General features: G+C 59.0%; 13 protein-coding genes. 7 read left to right on the top strand and 6 right to left on the bottom strand.

The features are described from left to right. Positions 1–2: 2 nt before the first annotated feature. Positions 3–413, bottom strand: coding sequence for a cell division inhibitor SulA (locus SIC19_RS16750; protein WP_412535613.1), 411 nt, complete (start codon positions 411–413; stop codon positions 3–5). 165 nt (positions 414–578) lie between these two features. Further along, positions 579–1,187: a transcriptional repressor LexA gene (gene lexA, locus SIC19_RS16745; protein WP_036204787.1), complete on the bottom strand. Its 609-nt coding sequence runs from the start codon at positions 1,185–1,187 to the stop codon at positions 579–581. 177 nt (positions 1,188–1,364) lie between these two features. Here lexA and SIC19_RS16740 point away from each other — a divergent pair, with 177 nt between their 5' ends. Then, on the top strand, positions 1,365–2,360 hold the full coding sequence (locus tag SIC19_RS16740; RefSeq protein ID WP_036204785.1) for an amidoligase family protein: 996 nt from the start codon (positions 1,365–1,367) through the stop codon (positions 2,358–2,360). Then, the gene (locus SIC19_RS16735) at positions 2,353–3,120 is read left to right on the top strand and encodes a gamma-glutamyl-gamma-aminobutyrate hydrolase family protein (RefSeq protein ID WP_036204783.1); all 768 of its coding nucleotides are present in this window, start codon (positions 2,353–2,355) and stop codon (positions 3,118–3,120) included. Before SIC19_RS16740 ends, SIC19_RS16735 begins: the two co-directional genes overlap by 8 nt. On the opposite strand, the gene SIC19_RS16730 is transcribed toward SIC19_RS16735, so the two are convergent. Then, positions 3,105–3,305: a hypothetical protein gene (locus SIC19_RS16730; RefSeq protein WP_007155194.1), complete on the bottom strand. Its 201-nt coding sequence runs from the start codon at positions 3,303–3,305 to the stop codon at positions 3,105–3,107. The two genes, SIC19_RS16735 and SIC19_RS16730, sit on opposite strands and share 16 nt — an antisense overlap. A gap of 12 nt (positions 3,306–3,317) precedes the next feature. On the opposite strand from SIC19_RS16730, the gene SIC19_RS16725 reads away from it, so the two are divergent. Continuing rightward, on the top strand, positions 3,318–4,004 hold the full coding sequence (locus tag SIC19_RS16725) for an SIMPL domain-containing protein (protein ID WP_127401634.1): 687 nt from the start codon (positions 3,318–3,320) through the stop codon (positions 4,002–4,004). Between the two features lie 9 nt (positions 4,005–4,013). Here SIC19_RS16725 and SIC19_RS16720 read toward each other — a convergent pair whose 3' ends face one another. Together SIC19_RS16720 and SIC19_RS16715 are read right to left on the bottom strand one after the other, a co-directional pair. After that, complete coding sequence (locus SIC19_RS16720; RefSeq protein WP_228712244.1) at positions 4,014–7,757, bottom strand: translocation/assembly module TamB domain-containing protein; 3,744 nt, start codon at positions 7,755–7,757, stop codon at positions 4,014–4,016. Next, entirely contained in the window at positions 7,754–9,460 is a 1,707-nt protein-coding gene (locus tag SIC19_RS16715; RefSeq protein WP_185906448.1) for an autotransporter assembly complex protein TamA, read from the bottom strand. The genes SIC19_RS16720 and SIC19_RS16715 overlap by 4 nt, the downstream gene beginning before the upstream one ends. 293 nt (positions 9,461–9,753) lie before the next feature. On the opposite strand from SIC19_RS16715, the gene SIC19_RS16710 reads away from it, so the two are divergent. From SIC19_RS16710 to SIC19_RS16695, 4 genes are all read left to right on the top strand, one after another. Further along, complete coding sequence (locus tag SIC19_RS16710; protein ID WP_127401636.1) at positions 9,754–11,058, top strand: acyl-CoA dehydrogenase family protein; 1,305 nt, start codon at positions 9,754–9,756, stop codon at positions 11,056–11,058. 22 nt (positions 11,059–11,080) lie between these two features. Continuing rightward, entirely contained in the window at positions 11,081–12,289 is a 1,209-nt protein-coding gene (locus SIC19_RS16705; RefSeq protein WP_127401638.1) for an acyl-CoA dehydrogenase family protein, read from the top strand. Positions 12,290–12,513: 224 nt separating this feature from the next. Further along, the gene (locus SIC19_RS16700; RefSeq protein ID WP_127401639.1) at positions 12,514–13,521 is read left to right on the top strand and encodes a hypothetical protein; all 1,008 of its coding nucleotides are present in this window, start codon (positions 12,514–12,516) and stop codon (positions 13,519–13,521) included. 30 nt (positions 13,522–13,551) lie between these two features. Continuing rightward, on the top strand, positions 13,552–15,033 hold the full coding sequence (locus SIC19_RS16695; RefSeq protein WP_127401640.1) for an amidase: 1,482 nt from the start codon (positions 13,552–13,554) through the stop codon (positions 15,031–15,033). On the opposite strand, the gene nhaD is transcribed toward SIC19_RS16695, so the two are convergent. Then, positions 15,023–16,438 carry a sodium:proton antiporter NhaD gene (gene nhaD / locus SIC19_RS16690; RefSeq protein WP_036204762.1) on the bottom strand — a complete coding sequence of 472 codons (1,416 nt, stop codon included), beginning with the start codon at positions 16,436–16,438 and terminating at the stop codon, positions 15,023–15,025. The genes SIC19_RS16695 and nhaD overlap by 11 nt on opposite strands. Between the last annotated feature and the right edge of the window lie 3 nt (positions 16,439–16,441).

Raw genomic sequence — 16,441 nt, 5'->3', positions numbered from 1 at the left:
GATCAGCGCTGGCGCAGCACCACACCATGACTGTTACCCCGAGCCGAAGCCTGCTCCAGTGACGCGAGCGCTTCGCGCCCGAGCTTGTGGGTCCACATGACCACAGCGTGACAGGTGCCTGCGCTCAGTGCTCGCTCGGCAAGCTCCCCGGCTGGGTAGTCAGGAGTAGACCTCAACACCAACAGTTCGCCTGCAACGATGCCACGCATGGTCTGCCACTTACTGACAAGGCTTTGGGGCGGATCAATCCAGGCTAACCAACGCTTCTCCTGATTCAACTGCGTAAGCATCGGTAGCAATAGCTGGAAGTTCTCAACCTGCCCTTCGGGCAAAATGATTTCGGTCACATTGCCTGCCGGTTTGGCTAGGCGACTCCTGACAGCAGGCGCCCTGACGGTATCATGGTCGCTCATACCGGCAACCTCTGAACCGACAAACCTGCCGCCTCCGTGAGCATAAGCCAGATTCTGATTAAAGCTGAGTTGTTCCATGATAAGCCTCACCTGCCGTTAAGCCGCGCCCGCGGTGTTCAACACTCAACGAAACACAGCCGGATATGTCCGGACACCCTGGGGGTGTCAGTGAAGGTCCGAGCGCCGTATGACCCCGACGCCGAGCCCCTCAATGAAGAGTTCCTGTTCTGTCAGATCCACTTCTATGGGTTCGAATTCCTCGTTCTCGGCGATCAAGTACACTTTCGAGCCTTCCTTACGGAACCGTTTGACCGTGACTTCCTCACCTACCCTCGCCACAACCACTTGTCCGTTGTGCACATCGTGGGTGCGGTGCACCGCCAACAGGTCGCCGTCAAGGATGCCAATGTCCTTCATGCTCATGCCGCGTACCCTGAGCAAATAATCCGCCGAGGGCGAGAAAAATTCAGGCTGCAGGGTGCAATGGTCTTCGATATGCTCCTGGGCCAATATGGGGCTACCGGCCGCCACCTGACCGATCACTGGCAAACCAAGGTCAGCCTCTACATCGGGAAGACGTATTCCCCGGCTGGCTCCCGGCACCATCTCGATGGCGCCTTTTCGGGCCAGTGCCCGCAGATGTTCTTCTGCGGCATTGGCAGAACGAAACCCAAGTTCCGCCGCGATTTCTGCACGGGTCGGCGGATACCCGGTCTCGTCAAGGTAGCGACGAATAATATCCAGTACCTGTGTCTGCCTAGCTGTCAGCTTCATTTAGGTTGCCCCGGTTAGCCCTGTTTTTATATACAGTGATTTGACTATATACAGTGTTTTATCCAGTGTAAACCCTGTAAACGCAATTTTTCCTTGAGCCGCACTGGGTGGCCGTCCACCGCGCCCTGACGTATGACTGTGTTAAGGTAATCACAACCAAAATAGGGAGTCGCCTGAATGAGCAACAGATGTAGGTTACCGGACATCCTCAAGACGGATGATGGCAAGGAACGCAGAGTTGGCGTTGAAATTGAGTTGTCTGGCCTGGGTTACGAAGATCTCGTCTCGCTGTCCGCAAAACTGCTGGGAGGTACCGGAAAGTCTGTTGCACGCTATGTGTCCGAGGTTGAAACGGAACTCGGTGACTTTACCATCGAACTGGATTCGGACCCGATAAAGGACCTTGATCTGGCCGACGAGCGTCTTCCCGAGTCCGTCAGGGAGCTTGGCGGCCAGGCCATGAGCGTGATCGACGCAGCCGCCGAGAAAATCGTGCCCCTGGAGATCGTCAGCCCTCCGCTGGCTTTCAGTAAGCTGGAACGCATAGAGACACTTTGCGATGAGCTTCGAAGAGCAGGCGCACTCGGCAGCCGGGAGGCGCTCTATTATGCCTTTGGTTTGCAATTGAACCCGGAGCTACCGGACCTCAGAGCCACAACGCTGGTGCGCTACCTGCGGGCCTTCGCTGCGCTCTACGAGTGGCTGAAGGCACGCCACCAGATCGATTTCAGCCGTAAGCTGACCAGCTACATTGAGCCCTGGAGCAGCACCTACATTGACCTTCTGATTTCAGAGGACTATGCGCCGGACATGGAACAATTAATGCGGGACTATCTGCATTACAATCCAACCCGCAACAAGGCCCTGGACCTGCTCCCGCTGTTCGCACACCTGAACAGCGATTTGCTCGCAGAATATGTGGAGGATGAGCGCATCAAAAGCCGGCCAACGCTGCATTACCGGCTACCCGACTGCGACATTGATAACCCTGACTGGCATTTTTCCACGGTTTGGAATGACTGGATTGTGCTGGAACAGCTGGTGGCCAACGCTGATGACTTATCGAAACTGGTTACGGAGTTTCGCAACAGTCGCAAACTGAGCCTCCATAACCTGACCCACAGCTGGTTAGACACGTCTGACCAGTGGCTTCGGTCCGGGAACTATGTCTGAAAGCCCGGTAGATAAGCCTGAACATCCGGGCCTTACGATTGGCATCAGCGGCCCGGCACGCCGCAGCCTCGCCCACCGGCTGATCACCTTCGCGCTGCGCCTCCACGGTGCGCGAACCCATTTTATCCGCCCGGGTTCGAAGGTGGACGTCTCCTTGCTCGACGGCCTTGTGCTCTCCGGTGGTACCCACGTGCACCCTTCGCGGTACGGTCAGACTCCCCAGGTAACCGCCCGGTATGACGTGCGCCGCGACGAAACCGATGTTCGTCTGCTGTCCCGTGCTGAAGAATTGAACATCCCGGTACTGGGTATCTGCCGCGGCGCCCAGTTTATCAATATTTTCCGCGGCGGATCTTTGTGCCAGAACGTGACACCTCTGCGGGTGAACACCCGCCACCGGCCGTTACTGTTACCGCTACAGACTGTTCGGGTCGTCAGTGACAGCCGCCTGGGAGAGGTGATGCGCAGCCCGGTGATTGGCGCGAACCGCATCCACAGCCAGAGCATCAAAAAACTGGGCACACATCTCCGCGTTGTCGCCGTGGACAACGACTCGTTTGTGCAAGCGATAGAAAATACACGTGGGCAATGGCTAATGGGCATCCAGTGGCACCCGGAGTACCTGCTTTATCATGGCGGCCACCGGCGGATTTTCAGCCATTTCGTGCAGGCTGCGGAAGACAGGAAGCTGATTCGGCTGGATGAACCCGTCGAAGCCGCCGGAGAAGATGATGAGAATACCGCTCAAAATGGCAGATAACGCTGCAACACGGCCTTAATTTCACGAATTTCCCGAGCATCGTCGGGCAGAGCCGTCAAATAACGGGCCGCCCACTCTTTCAGTTGCTCGCGGGTGGTCACATAATGGGGATCGCTCCCGGTCAGCCTGAACAGGATATCACGCTCCCGGGGCGTCAACCTGACCTGATTCTCGTGCAATAACATGGAGATCCAACTATGTTCCACAACGTCCATCGATACCTGCTGGCCTCCACGGCCCTGATTCTGTTTCCCCTGGGCGCATCAGCAGCAGAAGTCAGCCTGAGCGGTCAGGCCTCAGTCAAGTATACGCCAGACAGCGCACGGCTGCAGTTCACCGCCCGCGCCGAGCACAAGCTTCCCGAGACGGCCACTGAGGAAGTCAACGAGCAGATGGAGAAGTGGCGGGAGAGCATCGAGGACTTCCGCGACCGGCTCAAATCCTACAGCGACGCCTCGTTGAACCTTTACAGCCGTTCGATTCCATCACCAGAGCGTCACGAGGAGCCCCGACGAGTGGCCGTGGCTTCACAAACGGTCAGCTTCACCATCGATGACCTCTCTCTGCTCAACCCGATTCTTGCACAGGCGCAATTACTGGGTATGGACTACAACGTCGGTCCCCATCAGTTTTTTCATTCCGATGAAGTCGGTTTACGTAAACAGGCCCTGGCGGGCGCCATTGCAGATGCGAAATCACGCTGCGAATTTGTTGCCCGGGAACTGGACAAACAGTGCGGAGAAGTGATGACCATTAACGTCGATGGTGGCCATCAACCCCCGATGCCAATGATGGCGGAAATGCGAGGCGCCTCGGACGCTGTCTCAGCGGTCGGTTCCCGTGAACTGGAGGCCCGGGTTAGCGCGACTTTTGAACTGGAGTAAATCACCCGCTCAGAAGTCCCGCGTATAGAATATATCCAGGGAGGCTGCCAGGCCACTGGCAGCCTCCAGATAGAAGTAACGTCCGATATCGTAACGTAGCGCCACCGTGGTGATGGGCTGGAAGATGCCGACACCGTAGCGGATGCTGAGTTCATCCGTCAGGTAACCACTGGCCACTACTGCCGATTCATCCCCTGAACCTTCCGCCTCCAGCGTCAGATTGCGTATCCCGAATTCCTCGCCAATACCCTGGGTTACCTTGTTAGCCTGAGTCAGCCCGAGCGATATGGCTGCCCTGCTCATTTGCCCCTCATCACCACGACTTTGCGGTGCCCGGCCGAGGATCACATACGAGAGCGCATCGGTCTGAGGCATTTCCGGTTCCGAAAACACTTCGGTCCGGGGCGAGCTCACCGGGCCGCTGAGGCGGATGCCGGCCACCACGTTGTCCACACGCCGCACTGCCTCGATGTCCAGGTACGGTTCTGACAGTGGCCCCACAAACACCAGCCTGGCCCGGCGCAGGTCGAGCTCCTGACCGTAGGCCTCATACCGGCCTTCAACAAGCTGCAGGGCGCCTCGGGTATCCAGGTTGTTGCCGATACGCAGTGTCCCCTCAAGGTTACCGGTGACACCGAAACCACTAAAGCTGACCTCGTCCTCACCGACCACGACAGTGACGTCCATATTGAGAGTGCGGAGCCCGCCTTCCTTCTCCTCAGCACCGACGATAACCTCGTCCTCGGATACGGACACGGCCTGGGCGGGCAGCTCACGAATTTCGATCGTGCCCCGGGGTACGTTCAGGTTACCGGAAACCGACAGATCGCCGCCTTCGTAGGCGATAGTGATATCCGGCACCAGCTCCACTTGGGCGTACGGCTCGTAATTGAAGGGCAAACGGTCACCGGTCAGCCGCACTTCCACCGACGGTTCCGCCTCCCAGGCCAACGACCCTTCTATGTTGCCGCTTCCGCGTTCATTGCTGCGCCAACGTCCGGACAAATTCGCGCTATATCCTTTCAACTCCAGGCTGACCACCAGATCCTCAAGCGGAATCGGTAACCGTGGATCGGCAATGTGACCGCCAGAGAGCGCAAGCTCGCCGTTTACAGCTGGCTTCATTAGCGGCCCAGACAGTGTCCCCTCGCCATTGAGCTCTCCCTCAACAACCTCCAGCCCGGCAAATATGCCAGCCATGGCGATATCCAGGCCTTCGATGCTGAATTGCCCATCGACTTCACGGGCATCACTATCCGGGTCGACCGACATGCCGACAGAGAGATTACCAATATCGGGCCCCTGCAACTGCAGGTTCAGCTCCGCCACATTCGGCTTCAAACTCAGGCGGGTGGTGAAGGTGTTGTAGCTCAGGCTCTCCCATTCGTCCCTCACCTGCACTTCAAACTCGCCGGAACCAGCGTCGATGGATACTTCACCATCCGGCCCATCTTCCGTCATGACCACTTGCAGGTCAGCATTCAGCGTTGCGTCCCAACGCAGGGTGTTCGGCAACAGCGGGGAGAGTGCCGTGGTCGGGAAATTTTCAATGCGATAGGCGATATCTTGAGTCGGGAGCAGAGTCTGGTCCTCGGCACAGACAGACGCCTGTTGCCACTGCCAGCAGTGCTGTCCCAACGTGAGCTTGCCCGCTTCGGTATACTCGAGGGCCGCGGACTCTGACAGGGTCCATTGCTGGCCTTGGGCAGGCACACTGATTTGCCCCTGCTCAAGCGCACCCACCCAGGCATTCCAGCTTTCCGAGGCGTCTCCGGCCAGCAACAGCGACAACTCCGCCTCTTTATGGCGGGCGTTTAGCCTGAGTTGGTGATCATCCCGAGTTCCCGTCAGTGCCAGCGACAAGTCTTCCAGTAGCTGTTCGCCATACCGAACTTCCTTTCCCCGAAGATCCGCCTGGATGTTGAACCCTTCGCGTAGCGTGGCCGTCAGGTCCAGGCTGGACAGACTCAATTGATCCTGCCATGCCAGGTCGCTGCCAGTGAGTGTTACCTTGCCACGGGGTTGGTCCACGGTGCCGGAAACCGATGCCGTACCGTTGACCGAACCTGCCAGCCCCGGCAGGAAGGTTTCCGGCGCAGGCAGGTTCAGTTCCAGGTTGCCGTTAATCTGTTGCCCCCATCGGCCCTGGCCGGTCACCCGGTTGTCCCCTACCTCAAGCTCCAGGTTCGACAATGTCCAGTTACCGGCATCACTGTCCAGCGCACCTCGTATCAGCGCCTCATTGGCCTGCCAACTCCCGGAAAGGTCCCATTTTGCCTGCAGCGTAGGCGTTCCTTCCTCCTGCAGACGTCCGCTGGTATCCACGTCGCCGCTCAAGCTCGCTTCCAGGGCGGGAAGCCAGAAACCAGGGTTAAAGCTGTCCAGCGTCAGGCTTGCATCCCAGGACAACTGATCAGCGAACGCCACGTCCGCACGGCCGCCGAGAAAACCCGCGCCGGTATTAACGCGCAGGTTCGTCAACGCAACGGACTCCAGGTCACCCTCAAGATCCCCCGCCATATCGGCGTCGCCCATGGGGCCGCTGACACTGGCATCAATGCTCGCCTGATAGGCTCCCCCCTGGTATTGAACGTCGCCGTTGAATTGGCGCAATGTGACCGGCGGCTGTTCAAAATCCGGAATCAGGCTGTACCAGGGAAAAGCGTCGAGACTGACCTTGGCGTCTGCCTGAAGCGCCTGCTCCCAGCTTACGTTGCCAGTGACCCGGAGGCGGCCCGTCTCAGCCTCAGTAGTCCCGGGGCCCGTCAACACGAGCTCCAATCCATCGAGGCCCTCTGTAGTCACCAACCCCTTCAGTGACACGGGAATATCGCCTGTCGATCCGGGCAGCACGGTGCGGGAGTCCGAGCGGAAACCGTTCTCAAGGCTGCCTTTCAAGGCAACCACGGTGTCTGTCAGCACCAGGGTTTTCGGTAACCCCTCCGCCGGGACGAACCGGCTGGAACGAACGGTCAGTTCCGCCGGCAGGGCGCTGTCCAGCGGCGCCACCCGGCCAGCCAGCGTGGCATCAAGATAACCGCTGCTCTGGCCCTTAACTCTCAGGTCTGCAGCGCTCCCGGTCAGATTGAGTGCCAATTGCCAATCAGCGCCATACGGGGGCGGGAGCATCAGCCCAACCTCCAGATCCAGCGGCCAGTCGCCCCGGGTCTGGAGCCTGCCGGAGGCATCAATACTGATATCGTCCCGAACAAAGGCGAGGTTCTGCAGATGCCAGTCCGAACCGGAACCCTGAGCCTTGAGCTGGAGCCGGTCCCAGACCTTGGCATCGTTGAGCGTAAAGGGACCAAGGTTCACGTCCCGGACCACCAGCCCCAACGGAAGGTCGACACTGGGTAGACTGATATCACCGCTGTCTTCTTTGGACTCGCCGGACGGCTGCAGAGTCAGATCAATGCTGCCTGCCAGGAGTCGCTCCAGACAGAGCTGTTTGTTGAACAGGCAGGTGGGCGACCAGTCAACGACCGGCGACTCTACCTTTAGCCCCACACCGTAGCCCTGCCATGTCAGGGAGGCTGCCTGCCACTGTCCCAGCAACGAACCCTGCCCCTGCTCGACCTCGAGGCCGGGAACCTGATCAATCACCCAGGCTGTACCGGTTTCCGAACGCAGCGCCAGCACCAACAACCCAAGCAGTAACAGCGGTAGCAGGACAATAACGGCCAGCGCTATCAACAACCCGTTTCTCAGGCGTTTTGACCGTTTTGGTGTTGGAGTTTTCGCTTCGTCGCTCATAACTCCGGCCCCATGGAAAAGTGAATGCGCCACTCACCGCCAAACTCGGGATCCAGGCCTTTGGCGACGTCCAGGCGCAGCGGCCCGACCGGGCTGATCCAGCGAATGCCCAGGCCGGCACCCGTCGCCAGCGGGTCCGACAGGTCATCCATGGCGTTGCCTTCGTCAACAAACGCCGCGACCCGCCAGTTTTCGGTAAACTCGTACTGATACTCGACACTGCCTACCATCAGGTAACGGCCACCAATGGCCACATCCTCGCTGTTACGGGGTGACAGCGTCTCATAGCCATACCCCCGCACCGTCTGGTCGCCACCGGCAAAGAATCGCAATGACGGCGGCACATCCGAGAAGCGATTGGTGGCCACGCCACCAAACTGGAACCGGGACAGAAAACGGTGGTTGTCCGCCAGGGTGTAGAGGCCCTTTACCAGAACATTGGCATGGAGAATATCCACATCGGAGATGACGGCACGGTGAGAACCGGTCACATCGAACTGGATACGATATCCCCGGGATGGATCCAACGGCGAGTCCGCCTGCAGTTTCGAATACCCAAGCCCCGGCAGCAACAGGCTGCTCTGCTCGGGGTCATCATCGCCGATGCGAAAACGCTCACCTTCCCAGCGAATCGATGCAACCTGCAACCAGCCGTTATCGAGCTGGTGTTTCCACTGCTGGCCAAGGGTCAGCAGCTCAGACTCCACATCCTCAATATCCTCCCGCTGATACCCGGCGGAAAGGCGAATGGAATCGGTCATGGGAGGATCAAGGGGCAACTCGTACCAGGCGCCCACATTTTGTCGCGGCACCGAGAGTTCCGTCTGAGCGCCGCGGCGATGACCCATGGGGTTGATCCAGTGCTCCCGCCAGTTACCGCTGAAACGCGGCCCCACATCCGTGGAGAAACCGACACCGGCTGCAACCGAGCGCGGAGGACGAGTGGTCAGGTCCACCGACACGGGTATCACTCCCTCCTCGGCTTTACCAGGCGAAGCGTCAATGTCCACTCCGGAAAAATAACCGCTGTTGGAGAGATCGCCGCTTAGCCTCGCGACCTTGTCGGCGTGATAGATCTCACCGGGCTCAAAACGTACGAATTGCTCAAGCAACTGCTCCTCGAAACCATGCCCTTCCTTGAAGCTCACTTCGCCCAGGCGATATCGCACGCCACTGCGAAAGACCAGGGAAATATCCGCAGTGTGCTGTTCCGGGTTGACTTCCAGCCGGCGGGTGGTGAACTCACCATCAAAATACCCCAGCCGGGTGGCTCGGTTCTGGATGGTCTGCCGCAACGTGCTGTACTGACCGTGATTCAGCACATCCCCCTCCGATGGCTTTTCCGGCAGGGTTCCCACGAAATCGGGGTCCCGACTGGCCGGGCCTTCGATGGACACCTGCCGGGAACGGACGCGAATGGGTTCGCCGGGCTGCACGGTCAATACCAGGCGAGCGGGTGTTTCGTCATCGCCGGGCTGTTCGACCACTTCCCACTGAATCATCGGGCTGTAGTAGCCCAGCGCACGGAGCGCCTCTTCCACTTGTGCTTCGGCGGTGCTGGCGTATCGTCTAAGGCTTCCGGCACTGCGGCCCTCAACCTCACCCAGGAAGGCTTCCGCATTATCCTGAAGCTGCGGATAGTCCCCCTCCACGTTGACCTCCACCTGCTGCGCCCAGGTCAATCCCGGTGTTGCCAGCATCATCAGCCAGACGATCCCGACAGGGCGTAGAAACAGAGGTCTAATGTGGGAACGCATCAAGCAGCATTACTTCAGTGAAAGTGGGTGAAAAGGCGCGTTGGCAGTATGAGTGTACCGGGTAGCGGTCCGTTTAATCCATGGCAATTGACCATCTTGCCTGCCTGTAATGCGCTCTATGCCAATGGCGAGGATGCCCGATGCCCCCATGATCGCGTGACACCCACTGCATCGGATCGCCAGACAACCGGAAACGGGCGGCGTTAGCCAGGAGAAAATGTATGGCCAGGAGAGAACGTATGACACGCACCCCCGTCGGCCTCGCCCTGTCGATGATGAATCGTCTTGCGGCCAACCCCATGCTGGACCGGCTGGGACTGCGTCAGTCTTTGGAAAGAACCGCCTATCACGGCACCCGTGCCGGGTTTCGCACCCTTGCTCACGCTGGCCGGGAGTTCAAGCGCGTGAACAACTGGCTGCCCCGCAAGCAATTGCCGAATCGCATACCCGGGGATCTGTTCGACCTCTCCCTGACCGATGACCAACAGATGATCACCGACATGCTCCGCAGGCTGGCAGAGGATCGGATCAGACCGGCGGCCTCAGACGCGGATGAAGCCGGGGAAATACCGGAAACCGTCACAGCGGCCACATCCGAGCTTGGCCTTGGCCTGTACGCAGTACCGGAAGCCTTTGGCGGCGTGGCGGAACATCAGTCTCCCGTGACCAGCGTGCTGATTGCCGAACAACTGGCCTGGGGCGACATGGGCATCGCAACCGCACTCCTGTCGCCGTTCAGTGTCGCCCAGGCCATCACCCGCTGGGGCACCGGGGAACAGCAGAGCCGATACCTGCCAGCGTTCTGCGACGACGCGCCGCCCACAGCCACCATTGCTATTGACGAGCCCATGCCCCTGTTTGACCCGAACAGGCTGCAGACCACCGCCATCGAAACCGCAACCGGCTACACCCTCAACGGCCTGAAAAGCAGCGTGGTCCTCGGCGCCAGTGCAGACCTGCTATTGATTGCCGCGGAACTGCATGGCCGACCACGGCTGTTCATCGTGGAAGCCGGCGTGACAGGCATCCAGGCCAAACCCGACCCGGGCATGGGGCTGAGAGCCTCCGCGCCTGTCCAGTTGCGGCTCGATAACGTTGAATTGTCTCCTGACGCCCTGCTGGGCGACAACGATTTCGACTACCAAGCGTTCCTGGACTGCGGCTCGTTGCTCCGTTGCGGGCTTGCCATCGGCACATCACAGGCCGTTCTCGACTACGTTATCCCCTACTGCAACGAACGGGAGGCGTTCGGAGAACCCATCAGCCACCGCCAGTCCGTGGCGTTCATGATCAGCAACCTCGCCATAGAAACCGACAGCATGCGCATGCTCACCTGGCGCGCCGCCAGCCGACTGGAGCAAGGCTTATCAACGCACCGTGAAACATCCCTGGCCCGGTTACTGTGCAACGAAAAAGCCATGGAGATCGGCACCAACGGCGTTCAACTGCTGGGCGGGCATGGCTTCGTCAAGGAACATCCGGTCGAGCGCTGGTATCGCGAACTTCGCTCCATCTCCACCCTGAGCGGCGGCCTTCACGCCTGATCAAAACGTAAGGACACCTCTGATGAATCTCGAGATACCGAAGAAATTTTCTCCTCTGATCAATCAGGCACAACAAGTGGCCCGGGAGGTGTTTCGCCCAATATCCCGCAAATACGATCGGGCGGAACACGAATACCCCAAGGAACTCGACCTGCTTGCCTCCATCATGGACGGCATGAACGACGGCGCGGCCGATGGTGGCACCGGCGCCGGAAAACTGGCCCGCTCCGAAAGCAACGGCGGGGGCGGTAATCGTAACGGCACCAACATGAAAACCGTTCTGGGGCTGACCGAACTGTGCTGGGGCGACGTCGGCCTGGCCCTGTCCATCCCCCGACAGGGCCTCGGCAACTCAGCCATTGCCGCCGTTGCCAACGAAGAACAACTCGCCCGACTGGGCAACACCTGGGCCGCCATGGCCATCACCGAACCCGGCGCCGGCTCCGACTCCGCCGCCATCCGCACCACCGCTACCGAAGACGGCGACGGATACATCCTAAACGGCGAAAAAATCTACGTCACCGCCGGAGAACGCGCCGACGCCGTCGTGGTCTGGGCCACCCTTGATCGCAATAAAGGCCGCGCCGCCATCAAATCCTTCGTGGTGGAAAAAGGTACCGCCGGCATGACCGTCGAACGCCTGGAGAAAAAACTCGGCATCCGCGCTTCCGACACCGCCGCCATCCGCTTCGACAACTGCCGCATTCCCAAAGAAAACCTCCTGGGCGACCCCGACGTCAGCGTCGAAAAAGGCTTCGCCGGTGCCATGCAAACCTTCGACAACACCCGCCCCGTCGTCGCCGGCATGGCCATAGGCGTCGCCAGCGCCGCCCTGCAGAAAACCCGCGAACTCATCGCATTAACCGGCACCGACCTGGAATACCACCATCAGACCTGGACCCAACCCGCCGTCACCCGCGAACTGCAACTAATGGAAGCCGAACTCGAAGCAGCCCGGCTCCTAACCCTCCGCGCCGCCTGGATGGCCGACAACGGCCTGCCCAACTCCAAGGAAGCCTCCATCGCCAAAGCCAAAGCCGGCCGCGTGGGCAACATGGTCACCCTGCGCTGCGTCGAACTCTGCGGCAGCCTTGGCTACGGCGAAACTGAACTACTGGAAAAATGGGCCAGGGACTCAAAGATTCTCGACATCTTTGAAGGCACCCAACAGATCCAGCTACTGATCATCGCCAGAAGACTGCTCGGTAAGTCGTCGGCAGAGCTGAAATAAGCTAACCTGTACGAAAGCGTCGAAAAATCAGGCAGGTGCAACCCGTTTTTCTCAACAGGAGGGCGGGCATCTCAGAGCCTGATCGCAGCGGATGTATCGCTTCTCCCCAGACCGTGCATTGCCAAGGATGGCAATGCCGAGCCCCCATGGATGGGTTAACGGCGTGTCTGGGGAGAAGCGATACATCCGCCGCAGACTCCAAACTCGAAGTCCTGGATTGATGAATGCTGAAAATTAACCGAGAGAACCTGAAAACCAGCCACCAACTCATCTGGTTCATCATAGACTTCCTGATGCTAGGCCTGCTTATCATCAACCTGGCCTTCATCATCTTCGACTCCATCTACAACTTCACCGGTGTCCAAAACCTGCTGGCCGAAAATACCCCGGTCATCAAAGAACTCTACCACCCCATCCACGAAAACTTTCTGTTCTACGACCTCATCTTCGTCAGCATCTTCCTGACCGAGTTCGTCGTGCGCTGGGGCTACGCCATCAAGGCCAAAGTCTACGACCGCTGGTACTTCTACCCGTTCATCCACTGGTACGACATCATCGGCTGCATCCCCGTTGGCAGCTTCCGCTTCCTGCGGATACTGCGGGTTATCTCCATCATCTACCGGCTGCACCAGTACAAAGTGATCGACGTCACCCAGACGCGAGCCTTCCAGTTCTTCAACTTCTACTACGAAGCCTTTATGGAAGAACTCTCCGACCGCATCGTCATCAAAGTGCTCACCGGTGCTCAAGACGAGATTCGCAAGGGCTCACCCTTGTTCGAGCGCATTCAGAACGACATCCTCTACCCAAGGCGGGAAATGCTATCCGACTGGGTATCACAACGGGTTGCGGAAGCAGCCCGGGAAGGGTACATCCCCAATCGCGGCGCCCTGCGAAGCTACCTGGAAACCCGCGTCGACAACGCCCTCAAACAGAACCTGGAGTTGTCGAGGCTGAAATACCTGCCCGTCGTCGGCCCCACCATCCAGGAAACCCTGGAAGAAGCCGTGGGGGACATCGTCGCCAACGTGATTCATCAGATTCTGGAAGACCTTGCTTCAGCATCCAACCACGCGTTCATCGAAGACATCGTCAACGTATTCCTGCCATCGCCCGATAACGAAGACGATAACGACGAACACAACGAAGCCCTGATCAACCTGATTGTCGAAGTGCTGGATGCCGTCAAAAGCCAGGTCAGGGTCAAACACTGGCGTAGCGAACTGACCTGAGCTGAACCTGCCAACAACATCGAGGTTTTCATGGAACCACTGCACTACCATTCTGCCGCCGAATTGATTAGCGACCTTAAAAACGGGGAGCTAACCAGTGTGGACGTCACTCAGGCCTTCCTGAACAGAATTCGCCAGTGCAATGACACCATCAATGCCGTGGTGACGCTCGATGAAGAGAAAGCCCTGGAAAAAGCCCGGCAAGCCGATGAGGTACGGGCACAAGGTGAGACACTGGGCGCTTTGCATGGGCTGCCACTCACCCTGAAAGACACTTGGGAGGTTGCCGGCATGGCCTGTACCGCCGGTGCACCCGCGCTGAAAGACTACATCCCGACAAAACACGCCGACGTGGTCCAGCGCCTGGAAGACGCCGGTGCGATCATCCTGGGGAAGACCAACGTCCCCATTTACGCCACCGACCTCCAAAGTTACAACAAGCTCTTCGGTGTCACCAACAACCCCCACAACCTGGCACATACCCCCGGCGGCTCATCCGGGGGCGCTGCCGCAGCGCTTGCGGCAGGCATGACACCGTTGGAAGTGGGCAGTGATCTCGCGGGTTCCATCCGCACACCGGCGCATTTCTGCGGCGTTTTCGGGCACAAGCCTTCCCGTGCCCTGGTCTCCTTCCGTGGTCACATTCCAGGGCCTCCGGGCACAGAGTCGCGGCCGGACCTGGCCGAAGGCGGGCCATTGGCGCGCTCGGCAAAGGATCTGGAACTGCTGCTGAACGTGATTGCCGGCCCCGCAGAACGGGAACGCAACAGCTGGCAACTGGCCATGGCACCGGCCACCATTCATTCTCTGGAACAGACACGCGTGGGCCTTTGGCTGAAAGACCCGCTGTGCCCCATCGACGACGAATTACTGAACGGCTACCAACAGCTCGGGCGGACACTGGAAAGCAATGGAGCACTGGTTGCCGAAGCCCAGCATCAACTACTCAACCTGGAACACATCCTGCCTGCCTATTTCAACTTACTGGGCAGCCTTCTCAGCACGTCCATGAAACCGGCCCAACGCCGGCAAATGATGTGGATCTCCCGGCTTGAACGCTGGCTACACCTGTTTGGCCCTGTCACGGCCTTCATCGGAGAATACGGCCGCGGCGTAAACCAGCCGGTACACCAGTGGATGGCCTGGAGCGAAATGCGGGAGAAGATGAGGGCCGAAATCACTACCCTGTTCGACGAATTCGATGTGCTATTAACGCCGATCACCCCAACCACGGCCATTCGCCACGATCACAGCAATCCGGTGTTCAAGCGGCAGATCACCGTTGCAGGTCAGCCCAGGGCGTACATGGACCAGTTCTGCTGGATTGCCCTGGCTACCTTGCTCGGGCTGCCCGCTACCTCCGTTCCTATTGGAAAAACAGCGGATGGGTTGCCGTTCAATGTGCAGGTCATCGGTGCGCCGGGGATGGACCTGACGACGATCCGATTCGCAGAGCTGCTGGAAGCCAGCGGACTTGCCGGCTTCCAGCAGCCGCCGGACCTCAGCCATTGACCAGAAAGTGCACCCAGATACTGGCCCCGTAACCCAGCGCAATCGCCGGTGTCCATTTCAGGTGACTGAGAAACGTATACTGCCCCCTGGCCTGTCCCATCAGTGCGACGCCCGCAGCAGAGCCTATGGACAAGAGGCTGCCACCAACGCCAGCAGTCAGCGTAACCAGCAGCCATTGATAGTCCGGCATGGCCGGGTTCATGGTCAGCACCGCAAACATCACCGGAATGTTGTCGACCAGCGCAGAGATCACTCCGATCATGACATTAGCAACGGTGGGCCCCAGATCGCCGTACAGCGTGGCCGATATCATGCCGAGATAACCAATGAAGCCCAGGCCGCCGACCGCCATAATCACCCCGTAGAAGAAGAACAGAGTGTCCCACTCCGACCGGGCAATATGGGAAAAAACATCAAAAGCACGACGCCCCTGGGCCCGGTCACCCGAGCTATCTCCCGGTGGGGACTCAAAGCCCTCGTTCCAGTGATATTCCTCATGGCGTTTGAGATAGAACCCAAAAATCTTCAGGTAACCGAGCCCCGTCATCATGCCGAACACCGGTGGAATGTGCAGGAACTGGTGAAAACTGATGGCGGTGGCGATGGTCAGCAGGAACAGAGCGCAGATGACGAGCCCGCCCGGGCGAATAACGTTACCGAATGACTCGGGTGATGACGGCTGGCCCTTCGGCAAAGCCAGATGCATCAACGCCGCCGGCACCAGGAAGTTGACGATCGAAGGCAGCAACAGCTGGAAGAAGTCCTGGAACGGGAGAATGCCTTTCTGCCAGACCATCAGAGTGGTGATGTCGCCGAACGGGCTGAACGCCCCGCCCGCGTTGGCGCCCACCACAATATTGATACAGGACAGGGACACAAATTTGGCGCTGTCCCGGCCCACGGCCATCACCACGGCACACATGATCAGTGCCGTGGTCAGGTTGTCCGCGACCGGTGACAGACAGAACGCCAGGATACCGGTGATCCAGAACAGACGCCGGTAACCAAAGCCCTTGCCAAGCAGCCATATCCGCAACTGGTCAAAGACGCCTCGTTCCAGCATGGCGTTGATGTAGGTCATTGCCACCAGGAGGAAGAAGAACAGCTCCGCGTACTCCAGGAAGTTGTGCCGTATGGCCTCTTCGACTTCGCCATTGGCGCCCGCGGCGCGGTATGCCAGGGCCACGAGTATCCAGATCAACCCTGCCGCGATCAGCATCGGCTTGGATTTGGCCAGGTGAATCCGTTCTTCCAGAATGACCAATAGATACGCGACTACGAAAATCGCGATGGCAATGTAGCCCACAGGGTGGGAAATAAGATCCACGGCCCGGTCGGCATTTGCCCACACCGGTCCGGGCGCCAGCGATAACACGGCCGCTAACGACAGCAAGATCGACTTCATTCG

It is taken from the genome of Marinobacter sp. MIT930201, from assembly GCF_047122665.1.
Taxonomy (GTDB): Bacteria; Pseudomonadota; Gammaproteobacteria; order Pseudomonadales; family Oleiphilaceae; genus Marinobacter; species Marinobacter salarius.
Note: the sequence above shows the minus strand (reverse complement) of the source record. Positions and strands in the feature narration are given on the sequence as shown.

What these genes read in the sequence shown, in the direction of transcription:
- SIC19_RS16705 (WP_127401638.1), top strand. Translation starts at nt 11,081, where the DNA reads ATGAATCTCGAGATACCGAAGAAATTTTCTCCTCTGATCAATCAGGCA.
- SIC19_RS16725 (WP_127401634.1), top strand. Translation starts at nt 3,318, where the DNA reads ATGTTCCACAACGTCCATCGATACCTGCTGGCCTCCACGGCCCTGATT.
- SIC19_RS16750 (WP_412535613.1), bottom strand. Translation starts at nt 413, where the DNA reads ATGAGCGACCATGATACCGTCAGGGCGCCTGCTGTCAGGAGTCGCCTA.
- SIC19_RS16735 (WP_036204783.1), top strand. Translation starts at nt 2,353, where the DNA reads ATGTCTGAAAGCCCGGTAGATAAGCCTGAACATCCGGGCCTTACGATT.
- SIC19_RS16730 (WP_007155194.1), bottom strand. Translation starts at nt 3,305, where the DNA reads ATGTTATTGCACGAGAATCAGGTCAGGTTGACGCCCCGGGAGCGTGAT.
- SIC19_RS16715 (WP_185906448.1), bottom strand. Translation starts at nt 9,460, where the DNA reads ATGATGCTGGCAACACCGGGATTGACCTGGGCGCAGCAGGTGGAGGTC.
- lexA (WP_036204787.1), bottom strand. Translation starts at nt 1,187, where the DNA reads ATGAAGCTGACAGCTAGGCAGACACAGGTACTGGATATTATTCGTCGC.
- SIC19_RS16695 (WP_127401640.1), top strand. Translation starts at nt 13,552, where the DNA reads ATGGAACCACTGCACTACCATTCTGCCGCCGAATTGATTAGCGACCTT.
- SIC19_RS16710 (WP_127401636.1), top strand. Translation starts at nt 9,754, where the DNA reads ATGACACGCACCCCCGTCGGCCTCGCCCTGTCGATGATGAATCGTCTT.
- SIC19_RS16740 (WP_036204785.1), top strand. Translation starts at nt 1,365, where the DNA reads ATGAGCAACAGATGTAGGTTACCGGACATCCTCAAGACGGATGATGGC.
- nhaD (WP_036204762.1), bottom strand. Translation starts at nt 16,438, where the DNA reads ATGAAGTCGATCTTGCTGTCGTTAGCGGCCGTGTTATCGCTGGCGCCC.
- SIC19_RS16700 (WP_127401639.1), top strand. Translation starts at nt 12,514, where the DNA reads ATGCTGAAAATTAACCGAGAGAACCTGAAAACCAGCCACCAACTCATC.
- SIC19_RS16720 (WP_228712244.1), bottom strand. Translation starts at nt 7,757, where the DNA reads ATGAGCGACGAAGCGAAAACTCCAACACCAAAACGGTCAAAACGCCTG.